This window comes from Paenibacillus sp. S150, from assembly GCF_019352175.1.
Taxonomy (GTDB): domain Bacteria; phylum Bacillota; class Bacilli; order Paenibacillales; family Paenibacillaceae; genus Paenibacillus_AQ.
The window spans coordinates 57938-75086 of the sequence record NZ_JACBYI010000010.1 but is presented as its reverse complement, the minus strand read 5'-3'; the positions used below and the strand labels follow the sequence as shown (position 1 = coordinate 75086).

The following is a 17149-nucleotide window of genomic DNA, read 5'->3' as shown; positions in this document are numbered from 1 at the left end:
TATTTGTGGCACTTTCTCATTATTTTTTATTAATTGAGGAGACAATCTGCTATGCTCAAAGCTTATATCCGCACCCGGAGGAATGAACGATGGAATCCATGATATCGAATTATATTGTGATTGTTTCCATCTCCGGCGTGCTGAACGCCCTGCTGGCGCTTTTTGCCTATCATAAAAGAACGGAATTTGCGGGAACGCGCGCCTTCATCCTCAGCTCCTTTGCTTCTGCGGTGTACACCTTCGGCTTCGCTCTGGAGCTGTCGGGCAGCACGATGCGGGAAATCGGCTTCTGGATTAAGGTCGAATATCTCGGAATGCCTTTTATCGCCCCTTCAAGCCTGCTTATGATTATGTATTTCACAGGACTGGAGCGGCTGATCCGAAAAGGGCTGGTAACTGTGCTGTACGCCATTCCCTTCATCTCCACTGTGCTTGTATGGACCAACGATTATCATCACCTGTTCTATCATTCGATGCATTTCCGCGAAGGCGCACCGGCGCCGCTGATCGATATCGTCATGGGCCCCTGGTATATTGTTCATGGCAGTCTGACCTTTGGCTGCATGCTCGCCGGCATGTGCCTGATTCTCTGGCAGTGGAACCGGATGAAGCGCGTCTACCGCAGGCAGTTGTCCATCATTTTTATCGGGCAGTTCCTACCGGCTCTGGGCGCTTTCCTCTATTTGGTGGATGCAACCCCCTATGGGATGGACCCCGTACCTGTGATTATGAGCGTGACTTCGCTCCTTTATATATGGGCCATTTTTTCCAGGGGCATGCTTACAGCCGCTCCCATCGCCCGCGAGAATCTGTTCGAGAGCATGCGTGACGGCGTGCTGGTTACGGATCTCTCCGATATGCTGGTGGATTACAACCAGGCCGCCACGGACATGCTGCAGGGCCTGGATGCCTCGGCCATCGGCAAGCCATTGGCCCAGCTGTTCCTTCAGGCGGGTCCGGATGCCGTTGATTATGTCATGAACTCCGATCCGCAGCTCAGCGAGGAACGCGAGCTTGGCTGGAATATCCGCGGAGAAACCCGATCCTACCAGGTTAGATCCTCTCCGGTACAGAAGCACGGCGGACACCTGGCGGGAAGGATGATTATGCTGATTGACGTCACCGAGCGGACATTGCTTCAGGAAAAGCTCATCCAGCTCGCCACCATCGACAGCCTCACCGGGATCTGCAACCGGATGCATTTCATGGAGCTGAGCCGGAGACTGCTGGAGGACGCCCCGGGCAGCCTGACACCGGTTTCGGTTATTTTGCTGGATATCGATTTCTTCAAGAGCATCAACGACCGTTACGGCCATCACTACGGGGATATGGCGCTGCAGCATGTTGTAGCCGTCTGCAACAGACATTTACGGGAGGGCGATATTTTCGGGCGTTACGGGGGGGAAGAATTTGTCCTCTGTCTGCCGGGAACCTCCTTGAAGCAGGCGGCTCTCTTATCCGAAGCCATCCGCAAGGATATAGAGCACAGCTCCATCTATACCATTTCCGGTTCCATTAATGTTACCGCAAGCTTCGGAGTCGCAGAGGCCTTCCGCGATAACCTCTCTCTCGAAGAGCTGCTCTCTGAGGCGGATCATGCGCTCTATTCCTCCAAACGGAATGGGCGCAACGCGATTCACCTGTCAAGCGGCTCTGCCATCACCCACTTCACACCGGTGTAAAAAACAGCTCCATTTCCAAGCAGGCGTACAGCCAACTGGAAACGGGGCTGTTCTGCGCTGTGGCGTATACCGCCGCTGCCTGTTAAAATTGCAAGTTTCTTTATCATTTATTTGCTCCCGGCATGAGCAGAATGTGCGGACTCAGCTGCCGGAACTTATGCTCCATAATGCAGCCTTCCCCGTATGCAGCCTTTATACGATTGAATAAAAGATCGCCGCGCTTCGTATATCTGCTGCTTTTTTTGGTGATAACAGCTCCCATAGCGCCTTTGGCTCAAACGTACCGGCCGCGGCTGTATTTTCATGGGCACGAATTCCAGAGTATAATCATGCCGTTGTTTGTGAACCGCCATTTTCAGTTTAATAAGAGTTAGCCGATTCAATTAAGCGCACCTTCCGGCAGCAAAGGAGGAGATTCTTATGATAAAAATCGGGCTGACCGGCTTTGGGGACCACGACGAGCTGTACGGTAAAATCAAACCGGCGGAACGGCTGCCTGCCTACAGCGCTCATTTTCCAATCGTCGAGATCGACAGTTCTTTCTATGCGGTGCAACCGGTAAAAAACTATGCCAAATGGGTAGACCAGACCCCGGCTGAATTCCAGTTCATCGTGAAGGCATATCAGGGGATGACCGGACATCTGCGCGGCAAAAAGAATTACTTCGACACCCCGGAAGAGATGTATCAAGCCTTTCATGTCTCTATAGAGCCTGTACGGACGAGCGGCAAGCTGGCCATGGCCCTTTTTCAATTCCCGCCCTGGTTTGACTGCACCAAGGACAATGTGGAGTTTCTGCGCGAGGCCAAGGAAAGAATGCTGGACGTCCCGTCTGCAATAGAATTCCGCAATGATTCCTGGTACAGCCCGGACATGCGGGACAAAACGCTGCGCTTCCTGGAGCAGGAGGGCTGGATTCATACGGTGGCGGATGAGCCGCAGGCCGGCTCGGGGTCGATTCCGGTTGTGCCCGTATCCACCACACCGGAAGCGACTTACGTACGGCTGCACGGACGCAACATCAGCGGCTGGAACCAGAGCAGCCACCCGGATTGGCGCAAGCTGCGCTACCTGTACCGTTACAGCACCGAAGAGCTGACGGAATGGCGGGACAGGCTGCTGGAACTTGAAAAGACCTGCCGGGAGCTGTATGTTGTGTTTAATAATAACTCCGGCGGCGACGCAACGGACAACGCGAAGGAGCTGCAGGCGCTGCTCGGAATCGACGGCGGCCTGGCTCCGCGGCAGCTGGATTTCTTCTGAATGGTCCAAATGATGTATGGAGGTCTACATAATCTCTTCCACTCCTTGCTGAAGCACTGAATACTATAATCTATCCATCCGTTTCATATTTGTAAGGGAGGCCACAGGAAATGAAGAGAAACCATACTATGATGCAATTTTTTGAATGGCATGTCGCAGCCGACGGCAAGCACTGGAAGCGCCTGGCCGAAATGGCTCCCGGGCTGAGGGCCATAGGCATTGATTCCGTATGGGTGCCGCCGGTCACCAAGGCTGTCTCTGACCAGGACACCGGCTATGGCGTGTACGATCTCTATGATCTGGGCGAATTTGATCAAAAAGGGACGGTTCGCACAAAATACGGCACCAAACAGGAGCTGATCGACGCCATTGCCGAGTGCCTCAAGAACGGCATTGCCGTTTATGTGGATCTCGTGATGAACCATAAAGCAGGCGCGGATGAGACCGAGGTCTTCGAGGTTATCGAGGTGGACCCGAATGACCGCAACAAGGAAATTTCCGAGCCGTTCGAGATCGAAGGCTGGACCAAATTCACGTTCCCCGGACGCGGCGGCGAATATTCCTCCTTCAAATGGAACCATACCCACTTCAACGGCACCGACTTTGATGCCAGAGGGAAAAGAAACGGTGTCTTCCGGATCAACGGCGAGAACAAGAGCTGGAATCAGAACGTGGATGCCGAATTCGGCAACTACGACTATCTCATGTTCGCGAACATTGACTACAGCCACCAGGAAGTCAGAAAAGAGATGCTGGAATGGGGCAAATGGCTGGTGGATACGCTGCAGTGCAGCGGATACCGCCTTGACGCCATCAAGCATATCAATCATGAATTTATTAAGGAATTTGCGGCGGAGATGACCAAAAAGCGCGGCGAGGACTTTTACATTGTCGGGGAATTTTGGAACTCCAGTCTCGAAGCCTGCCGGGAATTTCTCAATACGGTCGACTATCAGATCGACCTGTTCGATGTGTCCCTGCATTACAAGCTGCATGCGGCTTCACTTGGAGGCAGAGATTTTAACCTGGCGCATATTTTTGACGACACGCTGGTGCAGACCCATCCGGCCAATGCGGTGACCTTCGTGGACAACCACGATTCCCAGCCGCATGAAGCGCTGGAGTCCTGGGTTGGGGACTGGTTCAAGCAGAGCGCCTACGCTCTCATCCTGCTGCGCCGTGACGGATATCCGGTGGTCTTCTACGGTGATTATTACGGCATCGGCGGTCCGGCTCCGGTCGGGGGCAAAAAGGAGGCCATCGATCCGCTGCTGTACGCCCGCTCCCACAAAGCCTACGGCGAGCAGGACGATTATTTCGATCACCCGAATACGATCGGCTGGGTGCGCCGCGGCATTGAAGAGCTTGAAGGCTCCGGCTGCGCCGTGGTAATTTCGAATGGAGACAACGGCGAAAAGCGGATGTTCCTCGGCGGAGAGCGGGCGGGCGAAGTATGGGTGGATTTCACCCATAACCGCGGGGAGTCCATTACGATTGGCGGAGACGGCTGGGCGGTATTCCCGGTGAACGGCGGCAGCGTCTCCGTCTGGGCGCTGCCGGATGCAGAAGGGAAACCGGCGGCAGGGGCGGGGAGCACAACTTCATCGGATAGCGGTGCCAGGGAAGGCTCCGGCACTGACGGGAAGGCCAGGCAATAATGACAGGGTTTAACGCTGATGGAACGCAAGGAGGTTCATAGGGAACGGAAGCGAAGTGGAAAAAGTAACACTAATGGGCTGGAATTCTGGCTTGAACGGGCTTTAGTGGGATTTTGTACACTTCATGGAGGGCCACTCCCCCCATACGGCTGATTTCATCCGGATTAGTTGTACTTTTTCCCACTAAGGCTGGTACAGTATCCGAATGCATTGGATTAGTGTTCCTTTTTACCATTAAGGCTGGCGGAAACGCGGCGGAAGGGAATTTGGGGACTGCAGGAGCGGAGCATCTGCCTTTGTCTGCGGATTTCCACCGCGAACAGTGTATACATCAAGAAATCTGCAGACGGGCAGCGGCGGGAAGTCCAAGCATTCTCTGGAGTCACGGCCAATCCTAAAACAGAAAAATTACAATTTCAATCTATATAGCATACAAATTCACATGAGTACATGAGCGCACCGGTTGCTGACCGATCCACCATGCGGGGACAGTGCCTGGCAATTCTGCACAAGTGCGGCTGAGGTCATGCGAGTTAAGCAGATTTTCTTTTTTCCGGCTCGGCTTATACATAAAGACGGTTTCCGAGCAAGCCAACTAACCCGTTCAAGTAACGGTGCCGCACAGCGGCAGGAGTGTATAATACTTCAACATTCCTATGTTTTTTTGCAGTCATCCTAATGGCTGACTGTTGATTGTTCCCCTTCAGTCCAGGCCTCAGGCCCGTTGTTCAGGATACGCCCAATCGGGTAAACCTTCCATACGGCGGTCACCACGGCGGCGCTCAGCACCGCTTTGATCAGGTCGCCGGGAATGAACGGCCACATGCCTGCCGTCAACGCCTTGGAGAGGGCGGTCATGCCCGTGGAGTGGGCCAGCCACCATACTCCGCCGGGATAAACAAGCAGTGCGCCGAATAAGAAGTTCACCGCCAGCAGCTTCACGAATGTATATTTATTCTGCCCCGTGCGCTCTGCAAACAGCCCAATCAGGAAGGCCGCCACCGGCCAGGAAAAGATATAACCGGCTGTTGGCCCAACCAGTACCGCCAGGCCGCCGCTTCCGCCCAGTACGGGAAATCCGGCCGCCGCCAGCCCGATTACAATCAGCACGGACAAGGTGCCGTAGCGTGCCCCCAGGATGGAACCGGCCAGCATGACTGCGAGCGTCTGCATGGTGATGGGCACGGCTGAGAAGGGCAGTGAAATTTTCAAAAAACTGAGTGCGATCATGACTCCGGCGAATAAGGCACTGAAGATCAGGCCGCGAGTCGTCCATTTTTTCATGAGCAGGATTACCCCCCATTTTTTTATAAGGCAGGAATTTATGTGTTTTACGCCATCTTTCTCGCTTAAACGGATGCCGCCTCTTTCAGAGGACGGTGTAGCCATTTTTGCTTGGAAACACTATATCATTCCGCACCGAATACATCAATCTTAAAATATTTGCTATAATGGGTAGCGATTATGACTACAGCGGTTAGGAAAGCAGGCACTAAGATGATCCGGGCTGAGAATATAACCCTGTCGTACCGGGACGGCCAGCTCAGGCTGCCGGTATTGCAGGGAATTTCCATACATATCAAGCGGGGCGAATGGGTCGCCCTGACCGGAGCCAACGGCTGCGGCAAATCCTCACTCATCCGCACCTTCAACGGTCTGAATATTCCTTCCGGGGGCAGTCTGTCTGCCGCCGGTCTGGATTTGCGTTCACCGGAGAACCGCACGGCAATCAAGCGGCATATCCAGCTGGTATTCCAGAATCCCGAAGCGCAGACTGTCGGCTCCACGCCGTTCGAGGATGTTGCCTTTGGCCTGGAGAACCGGGGCTTAAGCCGCGGTGAAATGCTCGTACGGATAGAGAAGGCTCTGCACCAGGTAGGACTGGCTCCTAAAACCAGTGCGGATGTATCCACCTTATCCGGCGGAGAACGCCAGCGCCTGGCGGTGGCCTGCTGCCTGGCACTGGAGACGGAAATGATTATTTTTGATGAGGCGACCTCCATGCTTGATCCGGCCGGCCGGCGGGACATCCTGGGGCTCGCCCGCAAGCTATGGGAACAGGGCACCACTGTGCTCTGGGTGACCCAGCGGATGGAGGAGCTGGCGGCAAGCCCCCGTGTCGCCGTGATGGGAGCCGGCAAGCTGCTGTATGACGGAGAGCCGCGTACTCTCTTCTATTCGAGCAGGCTGCCGGATGACCTCGGCTGGCCGTCCGCCCCGGTCATCCGCATCGGCCAGCTGCTGCAGGCCAAGGGCTGGCCGCTTCACAGCCTGCCCTTGACCGAGCAGGAGCTGGAGGCCGTCTTATGAGGATTCAGGCGAGCCGCGTATCCTTCCGGTATGACAACCTCTCCGTGCTCACGGATATTAATCTGGATATCCGCGAAGGGACACTGACTGTGCTGTGCGGAGTCACCGGCAGCGGCAAATCCACGCTGCTGCGGCTCTTGTCGGGCCTGGCGCAGCCTGCGGCCGGAACCATCGTCTTTGACGGCGGCAACCCCGCTGCCCGGGAGGTCTCCATGGTCTTCCAGCAGCCGGAGACGCAGCTGTTCGCGGGCAGCGTGCATAAGGAGATCGAGTACGGCCTGGCGCAGCGCGGAGTTCCGGGGCCGCAGCGGCTGGAGCTGATCCGCAGCGCGCTTGCCAGTGTCGGGCTGCCCTACGAAGAATTCGGCGGGCGCTCGCCCTTTCTGCTGAGCGGCGGCGAGAAGCGGCGGCTCTGCATAGCCGCCGCTGTCGCTTCCCTGCCGGGTGTGCTCATTCTTGACGAGCCCACCGCCGGGCTGGACCCGCAGGCGGCAGAGTCCCTGCTGGACATGCTGCAAGGACTGCGCCGCAACGGCTTGACCCTGGTCATCGGCACCCATGACCTCGACAGCTTCCTGCCCGTTGCGGACGAGGTCATTGTGATGTCCCAAGGCGCCGTCTATTATAACGGTCCGGCTTCCGCCCTGTCCGGCGATCTGCTTGCGCTCACCGGTGCCGGGCTTACGCCGCCCGCCTACCTGCGGCTCGGATACAGCCTGCGGCAGCGCGGCCTGCTTGCCGGGCTGCCGGACAGTCTGGACAGCCTGCTTGCAGGGCTGCAGACGCTGACGCTGCCCCCTCCGCCGGAGAATGGGCCGCCGCCGGCCGGGAACGTCCAGTGCAGAGACGGCTGTCAGGGCGGGACTCTGCCCGCAGAAGCGGATACGGACAGTCCGGGGGCAGTTGCCGGGAATACGGGTCCGGCAGTTGCCGGGCAGCTGTGGCAGCTGCTGGACCCCCGCGTCAAATGGCTGGGGATGGTGCTGGGCACACTGGTCGTCCTGGGAATGGATGACCTGCTGCCGCTGCTGCTGGCAGCGGGGCTGATTGCCGGGCTGATTCTCTCCGCCCGCATCCCCGGGCGGCGGACGGTCCGCTTTTTCCGCCCGTTCCTTCTGATGTTCCTGTTCCTCTGGCTGCTGTCCGCGCTCAGCTGGAATTCCCCGGATTATGCGCTTGGGCCTGTGGGCATAAGCCTTGAGGGCATGGAACGGGGAGGCCTGAATGTGCTCCGCTTTCTGCTGCTGATCGCGCTCGGCTTCCTGTTCACTGAAACCACCACGGGCGCCCCCTTGCGCGAAGCGCTGGAATGGGGTATCGCTCCGCTGAGAAGACTCGGCGTCCGCACCCGTAACTGGTCGCTGGCTGTATCGGTCACTCTGCAGTTCGTGCCCTGGATTCTCGGCAAGCTGGCCCAGCTCCAGCTGGCGTTGAACTCGCGCGGCAGAAAGACCCGCGGACTTGCCCGCTGGACGCCGCGGCAGGTCGCCCTGCTGATTGTGCCTCTGCTGATCCTGGTCATCGGGATGGGCGATGAGCTGGCCACGGCTGTGGAATCCCGCGGCTACGACCCCTCCAGGGAGCGGACTCCCTCCTACCGGCTGTCCTGGCAGAAGCGAGATACACTCGCACTGCTCTGTATCCTGCCGGCAGCCGCCTTGTTATGGCTGGTCCCGCAGTTCAGCTGAGAGTATAGCTCAGCATGTATTCCGTATGCGGTCCGGGAACATTAAGCATCGGGTCCTGCTGAGTCCAGCCGCCGGAGAAATCCAGCTCCCGGCAGGCCAGCCCGAAGCTGCACGCGGCAATCCCGATATCGATCCGCTGCATCTCGAAGCCCAGCTTATTGCCGCTGTAATTCGGCGTAGGCTGCAAATAAAAATGCGCCTGCTTCCTGTCTTCGGACAGCACCACTCTCCACGGCTGCTTATTGGAGGCAGACGGACCCTGCCGCACCATTTCCAGGGGCGCAGCCAGCTCTCCTGCGGCTTCGCGGGTCAGCACACGGCCAAACTCCGCATGATGGAACAGCTCCTCCCAGGGCTTCCGCTGATCCGCTTTGGCGATATAACGCATCGTTGAATCCACCAGCCGCTGCTTCTCGCTCGCATAGCCCAGGGGGGTGATGCATGGGATGATCTCTCCCGGCGCAAGCTCAATCTCACGGGAGAAGGATTTACGGTTAAACGTGCCGCCCATCCAGCAGGTTCCAAGCCCCAGCCCCGTTGCATGAAGAATCAGTTTATGAAAGATATAGCCGAATTCCAGCAGCGCCTGCTTCCCGTTCTGCACCACACCCACCAGGTAGGCCTGCGGATTCTTGATGATCCCGTAAGCGCCAAGCTTAACGCCCGCCGCCTCTGCTGTTCCGCCTTTGGCAGCAATCCACTCCACTGCGGCTGTTCCGCCCAGAGGGCCGCGCAGATTCCCCTCCTGTGCCAAATATTCCATCACCGAAGCATAAGCCTCTTCCCGGATCGGCGTCCGCTCATAAGTGCGCACCGATTTGCGTTTCTCCATAATCTCCATTAAGGTCTTTCCCATAATTATTCATTCCCTCCCCGTAATCAGCGGACCGGAGTCCGGTCTTTCTTGTCAAGTGGAAACGGCTTCGCCGTCCTTATAAGGACGGTATCCGTTTCAGCGAGAAAGATAAGGCTAATTTTTAGCGTGAAACATAGATTCTTATCTTTTAAAAAAGATGGCTACTGTACAGCACAGTAGCCATCTCAACTGATGTAGGTCTATGTTTGCTTAATCTGCGATCTTGAACCATGCAGGATCAGTATTACCGATTTCCGCCAAATCGTCCAGCAGCATTTCAAATATCCGGTGAAGCTTATAGCTGATCCTCCTTCGCCTCCGGGTGGCGGGAGACGAGTCTTACCAGATCAAGCGTCAGGATCGACAGCGTGAGCACAGCGGGGTAAGCCAGATATCTGGGCTCCCATTCGGGATTGAACTTCTCCTTATACCGGCGCAGGCCGGCGAATCCGTACCAGTGCCCGCCCCGCACAAAGACCAGGTGGGCCAGCTTTTCTTCCCGGAGCGCTCCGGAATTGCGGCCTACACTGGACAGCGGGGCATTGCCGAGATTAAATCTGCCGGCACCCTGTTCTTTGGCCCATTCCAGCAGACGGACAAATAAATAGTCCATTGTGCCGTTCGGCGCATTCTTCCGGTGGCGCATAAGATCAATTGAAACGGTGTCCCCGCCGTCATATCCCGGTGCGATGGAGGCAAAGGCCAGCACTGCGCCATCCTTGCCCCGCAGCAGCGCAAGCGGTGCAAGCTGCAGATACGACGGCTTGAACCAGCCGAGAGAGTAGCCTTTTTCACTGCGTCCGCTGAGCCACTCTTCAGAAATTCCGTGCAGCTCGTCCAGCAGCGCCGCCGGGTGCGGTGCCGCCGTCACCTCAAACAGATATTCCTCACGTTCGAAGCGGCTCTTCACATTCCGCAGGTCGGAATTTTTTTTGCCGCTGAGCGTGAAATCCGCCAGCGGCACTGCCGCCTCTTCACCCAGCTTGAAGAAGCGGTAGCCCTGCTCATGGTACAGCGGCAGATAAGCCGGGGTAGCCTGATAGAACACCACTGCAAGCCCGTATAGATCCGCAGTCTGCCGAAATTCACTGATTCCTTCATTGATCAGGCTCCGGGGGCCCAGAGGATCTCCCAGCACCACCAGCTTGTCACGCGCTCTGGCAAAAGCAAACAGCACCTTGCCGCCCTGAGCCCAGTAGAAGCTTTTGTCGCCCAAAAACAGCATATGAGTCAAGGGATTTCCGGGATTCTCCCCGAGAAAGCGGGTTAATCTCTCCATATCCCTGTCCGCGAACAGCCCGTCCGCCTTGCGATGCGGCCGCAGAGTAACCAGCATGGTCAGCAGCAGCCAGGACAGCACCAGCCCGCCCGCTGCCGTAACCGACACATTGCTGTGACGCTGCAGCCATTCCGGCTCCACTCCCCGGGGAAGATGCTTCAGGAACCCATGGTGCACGTAGCTGCCCAGTAAATAATAGACCAGTGCAATGAAAGAGGTCAGCACCAGCCACCACGCCGTATTCTGGCGGCTCACCGGTACACTGATCCGGTAAAAGCGTGCCCTGGAAATCCAGAGAATGAGCGCGACCAGCAGCAGAAACAAGGCTTCCTCATAATCAAAGCCCTTCGTAAACGTGAATACCGCACCGCCGGACAGCAGCACACTGGTCCAGATATAGGCTCTGCGGACCCGCAGCGAAATTCCGCGCGACAGCAGAATGAGCATAAATCCGGTCAGCACGGAAAGATGGTGCGAGATCCGCATCACCGGCAGCGAGAGCAGATCTTCCGTAAGCCGCAGCCGGTACACCAGCTCGGGCGTCGCCGCCGACAGCAGCAGAAGAAGCCCGCTGACAAACACAAGCTTGCCGAGCGCCCATACGCCAAGATCGCTCAGGAACGTATATTGACCCGGCCAGCCCCAGATTTTCTGCCATACATTGAGCGATGGCTCGATACCCGCACTGGTGCGGTCGGAGCCTTTTTTACCCTGAAGCCCGATTTCCAGTGCAGCCAGCGCCAGACCGATCAGCCAGGGAACCAGATAATAGAACAGTCGGTACACCACGAGGACGGCCATTGCCTTATCACTTGGATAGCCCAGCTGTGTAAGCCCGAGCAGAGCAATCAGATCAAAGGCGCCGATGCCGCCGGGAGCCATGCTGAGGGTGCCGGCAATGGCGGCAATCACATAAATGCTGAAGACTGCCACAAATTCCACGCCGCCGAGCAGATGGCTGCCGATGGTCCAGAACGTAATCCCGGCAAACAGCCATTCGAGAAACGAAGCGCCGACGGAAGCAGCGACGGTAAGCCAGGGTGTTCTTCCCTGCCCCCGGTTGACCCATTTGGCGAACAGCGACGAGCGCTGGAGGATAATGAAGAACGGCAAATACAGCGCCATGCCCCAGACCGCGAACACCAGCCATTTATGCTCGCGCAGAAGAGCAGCGGCGGGAAGCAGGCCAAAGATATTGCCCCAGGAGAACAGCGACAGCCCCGTGATCATCAGAGGCGAGAGAAACACAATGGCGGGTGCAAGGACGGCGGCAGGCACCCCGCTTTTTCTGTAAAGAAGCGTACGCAGACCGACTCCCGCCAGCCCGGCAAAGCCGATCAGATTGTTGAAGCTATTGGCGATCCAGGAGAAGCGGAAGGTGCTCCAGCGCCCGATGTCCAGGCGGAAATGCCGGCGGATCAAATAATCATAGGCGCTCATGACCGCCACCGAGAGCAGCGCGACCCCCATCATTTGCGCAATAGCCTCTGCCGGCACACGCTTCAGTTCTTGAATGATCAGGCCCAAATGCACCTGCTTCAGCTCATGCTGCCCCTCCAGATACACAAGCGCTATAATCACCAGCGGAACAAGCGCCCTGACCGCCCTGAGCCGATAGATTGATACAATCAGCCTTACAATTTTGAAGCGTTCCAGCGTCTGCTTAATGGACTGCATAACTTCTCCTGCCTTTACTGCCGGATGTTGAGCTTAATTAAGCGGGTTCACCCTTGTTCGTTCCTCTATTATACCAAGATAGGGAAGAGAAGGCTTGTTTATACGAGCGGCTCAAAGGTTAGACAGCCGGCAAGGCCCCATTCCCTGCACAGCAGCACAAAAAAGAGGACATCCCTCACGGCAGAGGCGTCCTCTTTTCAGGTGTTGTGACTGTTCGCTGTTTACAATTTGTTTACAATTTGCTGTTTACGATAGGTTTATTCTCTGAGGTTACACCCGGATGTCAAATCTTCCTTCGCTGTCTGTGGTGGCGGAAGCGATTGTCTCAGCGCTTGCCGCAGCAAGCGTATTGCTGCCTGCAGGCTTCTCCGGCGGAGCAGCCTTGCCGCTTGCCGAAGAGGAGCCGCCGCCCTGTGACTTCTGGGCAATTTGCGCTTCGATCTGTTTGATCTGCTGCTCAAGCTGCTTGGCCTTCGAATCCTTGGTCTTCTCATCGTCCTTGCCGGACTTAACCTTCTCCAGGTCAGCTTCCAGCTTTGCTTTTTGCTTCTCCAGCGCAGCCGTATCGGAAGCGCTTGAGGAAGTGTAGGCGGCAGAAGAGGCCGATGATACAGCTGATATACTCATGCTTGTACCTCCTTTCACCACCCCACTATAAACCGCCTAGCTGGATGTACGCTTAAAGCCCGCTGAAAGTTTGCTGAAAATATCCGGAGATGCTGCGGGCATGCAGGAGCCCTGCACGTTACCCGGTAAGAGGGGCGGGTCCTATTGCCTGGCCTGCCGGACGGATTTCTCCGCCTTGCCGCCGTTGTGCGTGCTTTTGCTTCTGCGGTTCACCAGCGTAACACTCAGCAGGATGATAAGGAGTCCGGCAAGCGTATTGGTATAGACCTGTTCATGCAGAAAAATCACGCCCCAGACGATGCCGAATACAGGCACCAGGAAGGTGACGCTGACGGTCTTTACCGGACCGACATTGCGGATTAACCGGAAGTACAGGAGATACGCTGCGGAGGTGCAGATGATGGACAGGCCGAGCACCGAATAAACCGCTGCGGCCGACGGCAGATGACGGGGGGCAAAAATAACCGCCAGCGGCAGCAGCACGACTGCCGCTCCAAGCTGCTGTCCGGCAGCCAGCGTAAGCGGCTCAAGGCCGCGGCCCACCCGGGAGGCGTATAATCCGCCGAATCCGTAGGAGAGCGCCGCCCCCAGAGAGAAGAACACGGACAGCAGAACCCTGCCCTCCACAGGAACCGGACTCCAGCCAACCAGAACCGCAACACCAAGCAGCCCGGTAACCAGCCCGGCCGACTTGGAGAACCCCGGCTTCTCCTGCCGGATTCCCCAGGCGGCAAGCGCCGTAAACATCGGTGTTGTGGCATTCAGTATGGCTGCCAGAGAAGCGCTCAGATGCAGCTCAGCCAGGCAGATCAGGGTAAAGGGCAGAGCGGCATTCACCGCCCCCAGCAGCAGGAACGGCTTCCAGTGCCGCCATATTCCCAGTTTCTGGCGCTTCACTGCCGCGTACACCAGCAAGACGGCAGCGGCCAGCGTGACACGCAGCTCTGTCGTGAACACCGGTCCGAGCTCAGGAGAAGCGATTCTCATGAACAGAAAGGAAGCCCCCCAGGCAAAGGCAAGCAGCAGCAGGGTGCCGAGATCCTTGCGGCTCATTGGGCGCCTTCCCGTCGGCAGAGCAGCAGAAAGGACAGAATGGAGCACACACCGGCGGCAGCGACGACCAGCGCCATCGGCAGGGCGGTTTCACTGCCGCCAAGCCCAACGAGCGGAGCTACACCGCCCCCAAGCAGCAGGGGCAGCAGTCCCAGCAGCGCCGAAGCGCTGCCTGCGGAATCTCCCTGATCCTGCATGGCCAGAGAGAAGCTGGTGGTCCCCACCATTCCCACACTGGAAACAACGGCGAACAGGCAGATGAGGATCGGTACAAGACCGCCTCCGGCCAGAACCGCCAGCAGCAGCAGAACACCGCCCAGGGTACACAGCAGCAGGCCGCTGACCAGCAGTCTCCGCTCACCGACTCTTCCGGCAAGCCTGCCGGCCAACTGGCCCGACAGGATAATGCCGATTCCATTCACGGCAAAGATCAGGCTGTACATTTGCGGCGAGACGCCAAAAATATTCTGCAGCACAAAGGAAGAGCCGGAAATATAAGCGAACATGGCCGCCGTGACAAATCCCTGAGAGAGCGCATAGCCCATAAACCTGCCGTTGCCGAGCAGGACGGCAAAGGTCCGCAGGGTTCCGCGGAGCCCGCTTCTCAGACGCCGTTCTTGGGGCAGGGTCTCGGGAAGCCGCAGCAGAATTGTGGCAAAAAAGATCAGGCCGGCGGCGAACAGCACCACGAACACCCCCTGCCACGTTGTAAACCGCAGCAGCTGTCCCCCAATGACCGGGGCCAGGATCGGACCCAGTCCGTTGACAATCATCAGCAGAGAGAAAAACCTGATTAATTCGGAGCCGCTGTACAGGTCGCGCACCGCAGCGCGCGAGATAACCACCCCTACCGATCCGGCCACGCCCTGGATGAAGCGCAGCATCACGAGCAGCCCGATGGAAGGGCTGAACGCGCACAGCAGGGAGGAAACCGCGTAAACCAGCATGCCCACGAGCAGCGGGGTGCGGCGGCCGTATACGTCGCTGAGCGGCCCTGCCACCAGCTGACCCGAAGCCAGCCCCAGCAAAAAGAAGGTCAGACTCAGCTGCACCATCGCGGCACCCGCGTCAAAGTGCGCCCCAAGCGCGGGAAGCGCAGGCAAATACATATCAATGGACAACGGTCCAATCGCTGAGATGGCCCCCAAAATAACGGCGATCTGCAGCCGCTGCTTCCGTGAGGGCCCTTCCGCCTCCAGCAGCTTACTGTCAAATTTTGTAATCATAATAAATAGCGTCAACCTTTCCGCAGCAATGTAACCTTCATACTACCTGATTGCAGACGGATTATTCAATGCTTTTAATAGCTCTAACCGCTGTATCTTCCAAATCACCAGTCGCGGACACGCCGGCTTGGCAGCAGCAAAAACCGCCCGCAGGGGCTTATTATGCGGCTGTCACAGCCACTTGGCAGCGGCCCCGCAGACGGCTCGGTGGTTAAGCTTGTCTAGAATTGCTGTGCCGCCCAAGCCAATCACGGGCAGCTTCGGCTTCTGCCGCGCTCAGGCGGTGGCCCTGGCTGCCCCAATGCGTCGTTACCTCGGCATCTGCCCCCCGCAGCAGCGATTCCAGCTCCCGGGTTTCTTCGGCGGGGATGATCGGATCGTTCGTGCCTGCTCCAATGAAGACTGCAGCCTCCTTGAGGGAAGGCAGGCTCAGTCCGCGCAGCGGCACCATCGGGTGCAGCAGCACGGCCGCGCGGAAAATGCTGCCGTAATGGAACAACAGGCTCCCGGCAATATTCGCCCCGTTGGAGTAGCCTACAGCAACCAGATTGCCGGAATCAAATCCGTACTTCACCGCAGCCTCATCCAGAAACTGCTTAAGCTCATGAGTGCGGAAGATCAGATCCTCTTCATCGAAGACGCCTTCGGCCAGGCGCCGGAAGTAACGCGGCATGCCGTTCTCCAGCACATTTCCCCGGACGCCCAGCACCGAAGCGCCGGGGGACAGCAGCCCGGCCAGCGGCAGCAGATCATTTTCGCTGCCGCCCGTACCGTGGAGCAGGACTAACGTCGGCAGACTTTCATCAGTGCCTTTGCGGAAGATATGGATCATGCCTGCTTCACCCCGATTTCACGGATTTCAAAAGGAGTCAGGTGCTCTTCGATCACTGCACGGTGCGGCTCAAACCAGGCGGGAAGCATCAGCCTTTGCCCCAGCTCAGCCGGCGCTTCATCACGGGCAAACCCTGGGGGATCGGTTGCGATTTCGAAGAGAATGCCGCCTTCCTCACGGAAGTAGACAGCGTTGAAGTACTGGCGGTCCTGGACCGGCGTCGGCTGATAGCCATGGCTCTGAACGCGGCGGCCCCATTCCAGCTGCTCGGCATCATCCTTGGCCCGCCAGGCGATATGATGGACGGTGCCGGTACCTCCCGCTCCATGCGGAACCGGCGCAGCCTTCAGGTCGATGATGTTGCCCAGATCACCTGTGGATTGGAAGCGGATATAGCCGTCTTTTTCAGCGGTGCGTTCGAGGCCCAGGGTGCGGGACAAAGCATCTGCTGTTCTGACCGGCTCTGTACTGTAGAGAACCGCACCGCCGAAGCCTTTGATGGCCTGCTCTGCGGGCACGCCGCCGAAGGACCAGGTGCTCGGCGCACCCGCTTCGCGTTCCACAAGCTCGATCCGCAGCCCGTCATAATCAGCAAAGGAAAGATAGGTTTCCCCGATTCGCTGCACCTCGGAAGCGGAAATCTGATAAGCAGCCAGCCGGCTCTTCCAGAACTCCATGGAGCCAGCAGGCACCGCGTAAGTGGTTACGCCCACCTGACCGCCGCCGATGCGGCCTTTGCGGCCTTCAGCCCAGGGAAAGAAGGTAATGATCGTGCCGGGCGCGCCCTGTTCATTCCCGAAATAGAGATGGTATACCTCAGGGGCATCGAAGTTAATGGTTTTTTTCACGAGCCGCAGTCCGAGAATTCCGGCATAGAAATCCGCATTGCGCTGCACATCTCCGACAAAAGCCGTAATATGGTGAATGCCTTGAGTTTGCATGGTCATTGCAATTACCTCCTGAAATTTTATATGGCAGGCCTCAATATTGTCACAGGA

13 protein-coding genes are annotated in these 17149 nt (G+C 57.5%); 5 read left to right on the top strand and 8 right to left on the bottom strand.

Features of this window, described 5'->3' with window-relative positions; translation table 11 throughout:
• The first annotated feature begins 89 nt into the window (after nt 1-89).
• The 3 genes from HYD27_RS12155 to HYD27_RS12145 all read left to right on the top strand — a co-directional run bounded on the left by HYD27_RS12155 (nt 90) and on the right by HYD27_RS12145 (nt 4603).
• Entirely contained in the window at nt 90-1682 is a 1593-nt protein-coding gene (locus tag HYD27_RS12155) for a histidine kinase N-terminal 7TM domain-containing diguanylate cyclase (RefSeq protein WP_219215406.1), read from the top strand.
• Between the two features lie 420 nt (nt 1683-2102).
• Nucleotides 2103-2945 (top strand): DUF72 domain-containing protein, encoded by an 843-nt coding sequence (locus tag HYD27_RS12150; protein WP_219215404.1) that lies wholly within the window; start codon nt 2103-2105, stop codon nt 2943-2945.
• A 110-nt stretch (nt 2946-3055) separates the two neighbouring features.
• A complete protein-coding gene (locus HYD27_RS12145; RefSeq protein ID WP_219215401.1) occupies nt 3056-4603 on the top strand; it encodes an alpha-amylase in 1548 nt (515 codons plus the stop codon).
• 675 nt (nt 4604-5278) lie between these two features.
• On the opposite strand, the gene HYD27_RS12140 is transcribed toward HYD27_RS12145, so the two are convergent.
• Entirely contained in the window at nt 5279-5887 is a 609-nt protein-coding gene (locus HYD27_RS12140; protein WP_219215400.1) for a biotin transporter BioY, read from the bottom strand.
• Between the two features lie 213 nt (nt 5888-6100).
• Here HYD27_RS12140 and HYD27_RS12135 point away from each other — a divergent pair, with 213 nt between their 5' ends.
• Together HYD27_RS12135 and HYD27_RS12130 are read left to right on the top strand one after the other, a co-directional pair.
• Nucleotides 6101-6913: an ATP-binding cassette domain-containing protein gene (locus tag HYD27_RS12135; protein WP_219215398.1), complete on the top strand. Its 813-nt coding sequence runs from the start codon at nt 6101-6103 to the stop codon at nt 6911-6913.
• Nucleotides 6910-8601 carry an ATP-binding cassette domain-containing protein gene (locus HYD27_RS12130; RefSeq protein WP_219215396.1) on the top strand — a complete coding sequence of 564 codons (1692 nt, stop codon included), beginning with the start codon at nt 6910-6912 and terminating at the stop codon, nt 8599-8601. Before HYD27_RS12135 ends, HYD27_RS12130 begins: the two co-directional genes overlap by 4 nt.
• Here the strand turns inward: HYD27_RS12130 and HYD27_RS12125 are convergent.
• From HYD27_RS12125 to HYD27_RS12095, 7 genes are all read right to left on the bottom strand, one after another.
• The gene (locus HYD27_RS12125; RefSeq protein WP_219215394.1) at nt 8594-9457 is read right to left on the bottom strand and encodes a nitroreductase family protein; all 864 of its coding nucleotides are present in this window, start codon (nt 9455-9457) and stop codon (nt 8594-8596) included. The genes HYD27_RS12130 and HYD27_RS12125 overlap by 8 nt on opposite strands.
• A 295-nt stretch (nt 9458-9752) precedes the next feature.
• Nucleotides 9753-12413 carry a bifunctional lysylphosphatidylglycerol flippase/synthetase MprF gene (gene mprF / locus HYD27_RS12120; protein ID WP_219215392.1) on the bottom strand — a complete coding sequence of 887 codons (2661 nt, stop codon included), beginning with the start codon at nt 12411-12413 and terminating at the stop codon, nt 9753-9755.
• 270 nt (nt 12414-12683) lie between these two features.
• Complete coding sequence (locus HYD27_RS12115) at nt 12684-13040, bottom strand: FlxA-like family protein (RefSeq protein WP_219215390.1); 357 nt, start codon at nt 13038-13040, stop codon at nt 12684-12686.
• Between the two features lie 141 nt (nt 13041-13181).
• Complete coding sequence (locus HYD27_RS12110; protein ID WP_219215388.1) at nt 13182-14093, bottom strand: DMT family transporter; 912 nt, start codon at nt 14091-14093, stop codon at nt 13182-13184.
• A complete protein-coding gene (locus HYD27_RS12105) occupies nt 14090-15319 on the bottom strand; it encodes a multidrug effflux MFS transporter (RefSeq protein WP_219215386.1) in 1230 nt (409 codons plus the stop codon). The genes HYD27_RS12110 and HYD27_RS12105 overlap by 4 nt, the downstream gene beginning before the upstream one ends.
• Nucleotides 15320-15530: 211 nt before the next feature.
• The gene (locus HYD27_RS12100; RefSeq protein WP_219215384.1) at nt 15531-16151 is read right to left on the bottom strand and encodes an alpha/beta hydrolase; all 621 of its coding nucleotides are present in this window, start codon (nt 16149-16151) and stop codon (nt 15531-15533) included.
• Nucleotides 16148-17098: a ring-cleaving dioxygenase gene (locus HYD27_RS12095; RefSeq protein ID WP_219215382.1), complete on the bottom strand. Its 951-nt coding sequence runs from the start codon at nt 17096-17098 to the stop codon at nt 16148-16150. The genes HYD27_RS12100 and HYD27_RS12095 overlap by 4 nt, the downstream gene beginning before the upstream one ends.
• Nucleotides 17099-17149: the final 51 nt, after the last annotated feature.

Coding starts and splice junctions, on each gene's coding strand:
- HYD27_RS12110 (WP_219215388.1), bottom strand. CDS start 14,093: ATGAGCCGCAAGGATCTCGGCACCCTGCTGCTGCTTGCCTTTGCCTGG.
- HYD27_RS12125 (WP_219215394.1), bottom strand. CDS start 9,457: ATGGGAAAGACCTTAATGGAGATTATGGAGAAACGCAAATCGGTGCGC.
- HYD27_RS12130 (WP_219215396.1), top strand. CDS start 6,910: ATGAGGATTCAGGCGAGCCGCGTATCCTTCCGGTATGACAACCTCTCC.
- HYD27_RS12135 (WP_219215398.1), top strand. CDS start 6,101: ATGATCCGGGCTGAGAATATAACCCTGTCGTACCGGGACGGCCAGCTC.
- HYD27_RS12140 (WP_219215400.1), bottom strand. CDS start 5,887: ATGAAAAAATGGACGACTCGCGGCCTGATCTTCAGTGCCTTATTCGCC.
- HYD27_RS12105 (WP_219215386.1), bottom strand. CDS start 15,319: ATGATTACAAAATTTGACAGTAAGCTGCTGGAGGCGGAAGGGCCCTCA.
- HYD27_RS12155 (WP_219215406.1), top strand. CDS start 90: ATGGAATCCATGATATCGAATTATATTGTGATTGTTTCCATCTCCGGC.
- HYD27_RS12100 (WP_219215384.1), bottom strand. CDS start 16,151: ATGATCCATATCTTCCGCAAAGGCACTGATGAAAGTCTGCCGACGTTA.
- mprF (WP_219215392.1), bottom strand. CDS start 12,413: ATGCAGTCCATTAAGCAGACGCTGGAACGCTTCAAAATTGTAAGGCTG.
- HYD27_RS12095 (WP_219215382.1), bottom strand. CDS start 17,098: ATGACCATGCAAACTCAAGGCATTCACCATATTACGGCTTTTGTCGGA.
- HYD27_RS12145 (WP_219215401.1), top strand. CDS start 3,056: ATGAAGAGAAACCATACTATGATGCAATTTTTTGAATGGCATGTCGCA.
- HYD27_RS12115 (WP_219215390.1), bottom strand. CDS start 13,040: ATGAGTATATCAGCTGTATCATCGGCCTCTTCTGCCGCCTACACTTCC.
- HYD27_RS12150 (WP_219215404.1), top strand. CDS start 2,103: ATGATAAAAATCGGGCTGACCGGCTTTGGGGACCACGACGAGCTGTAC.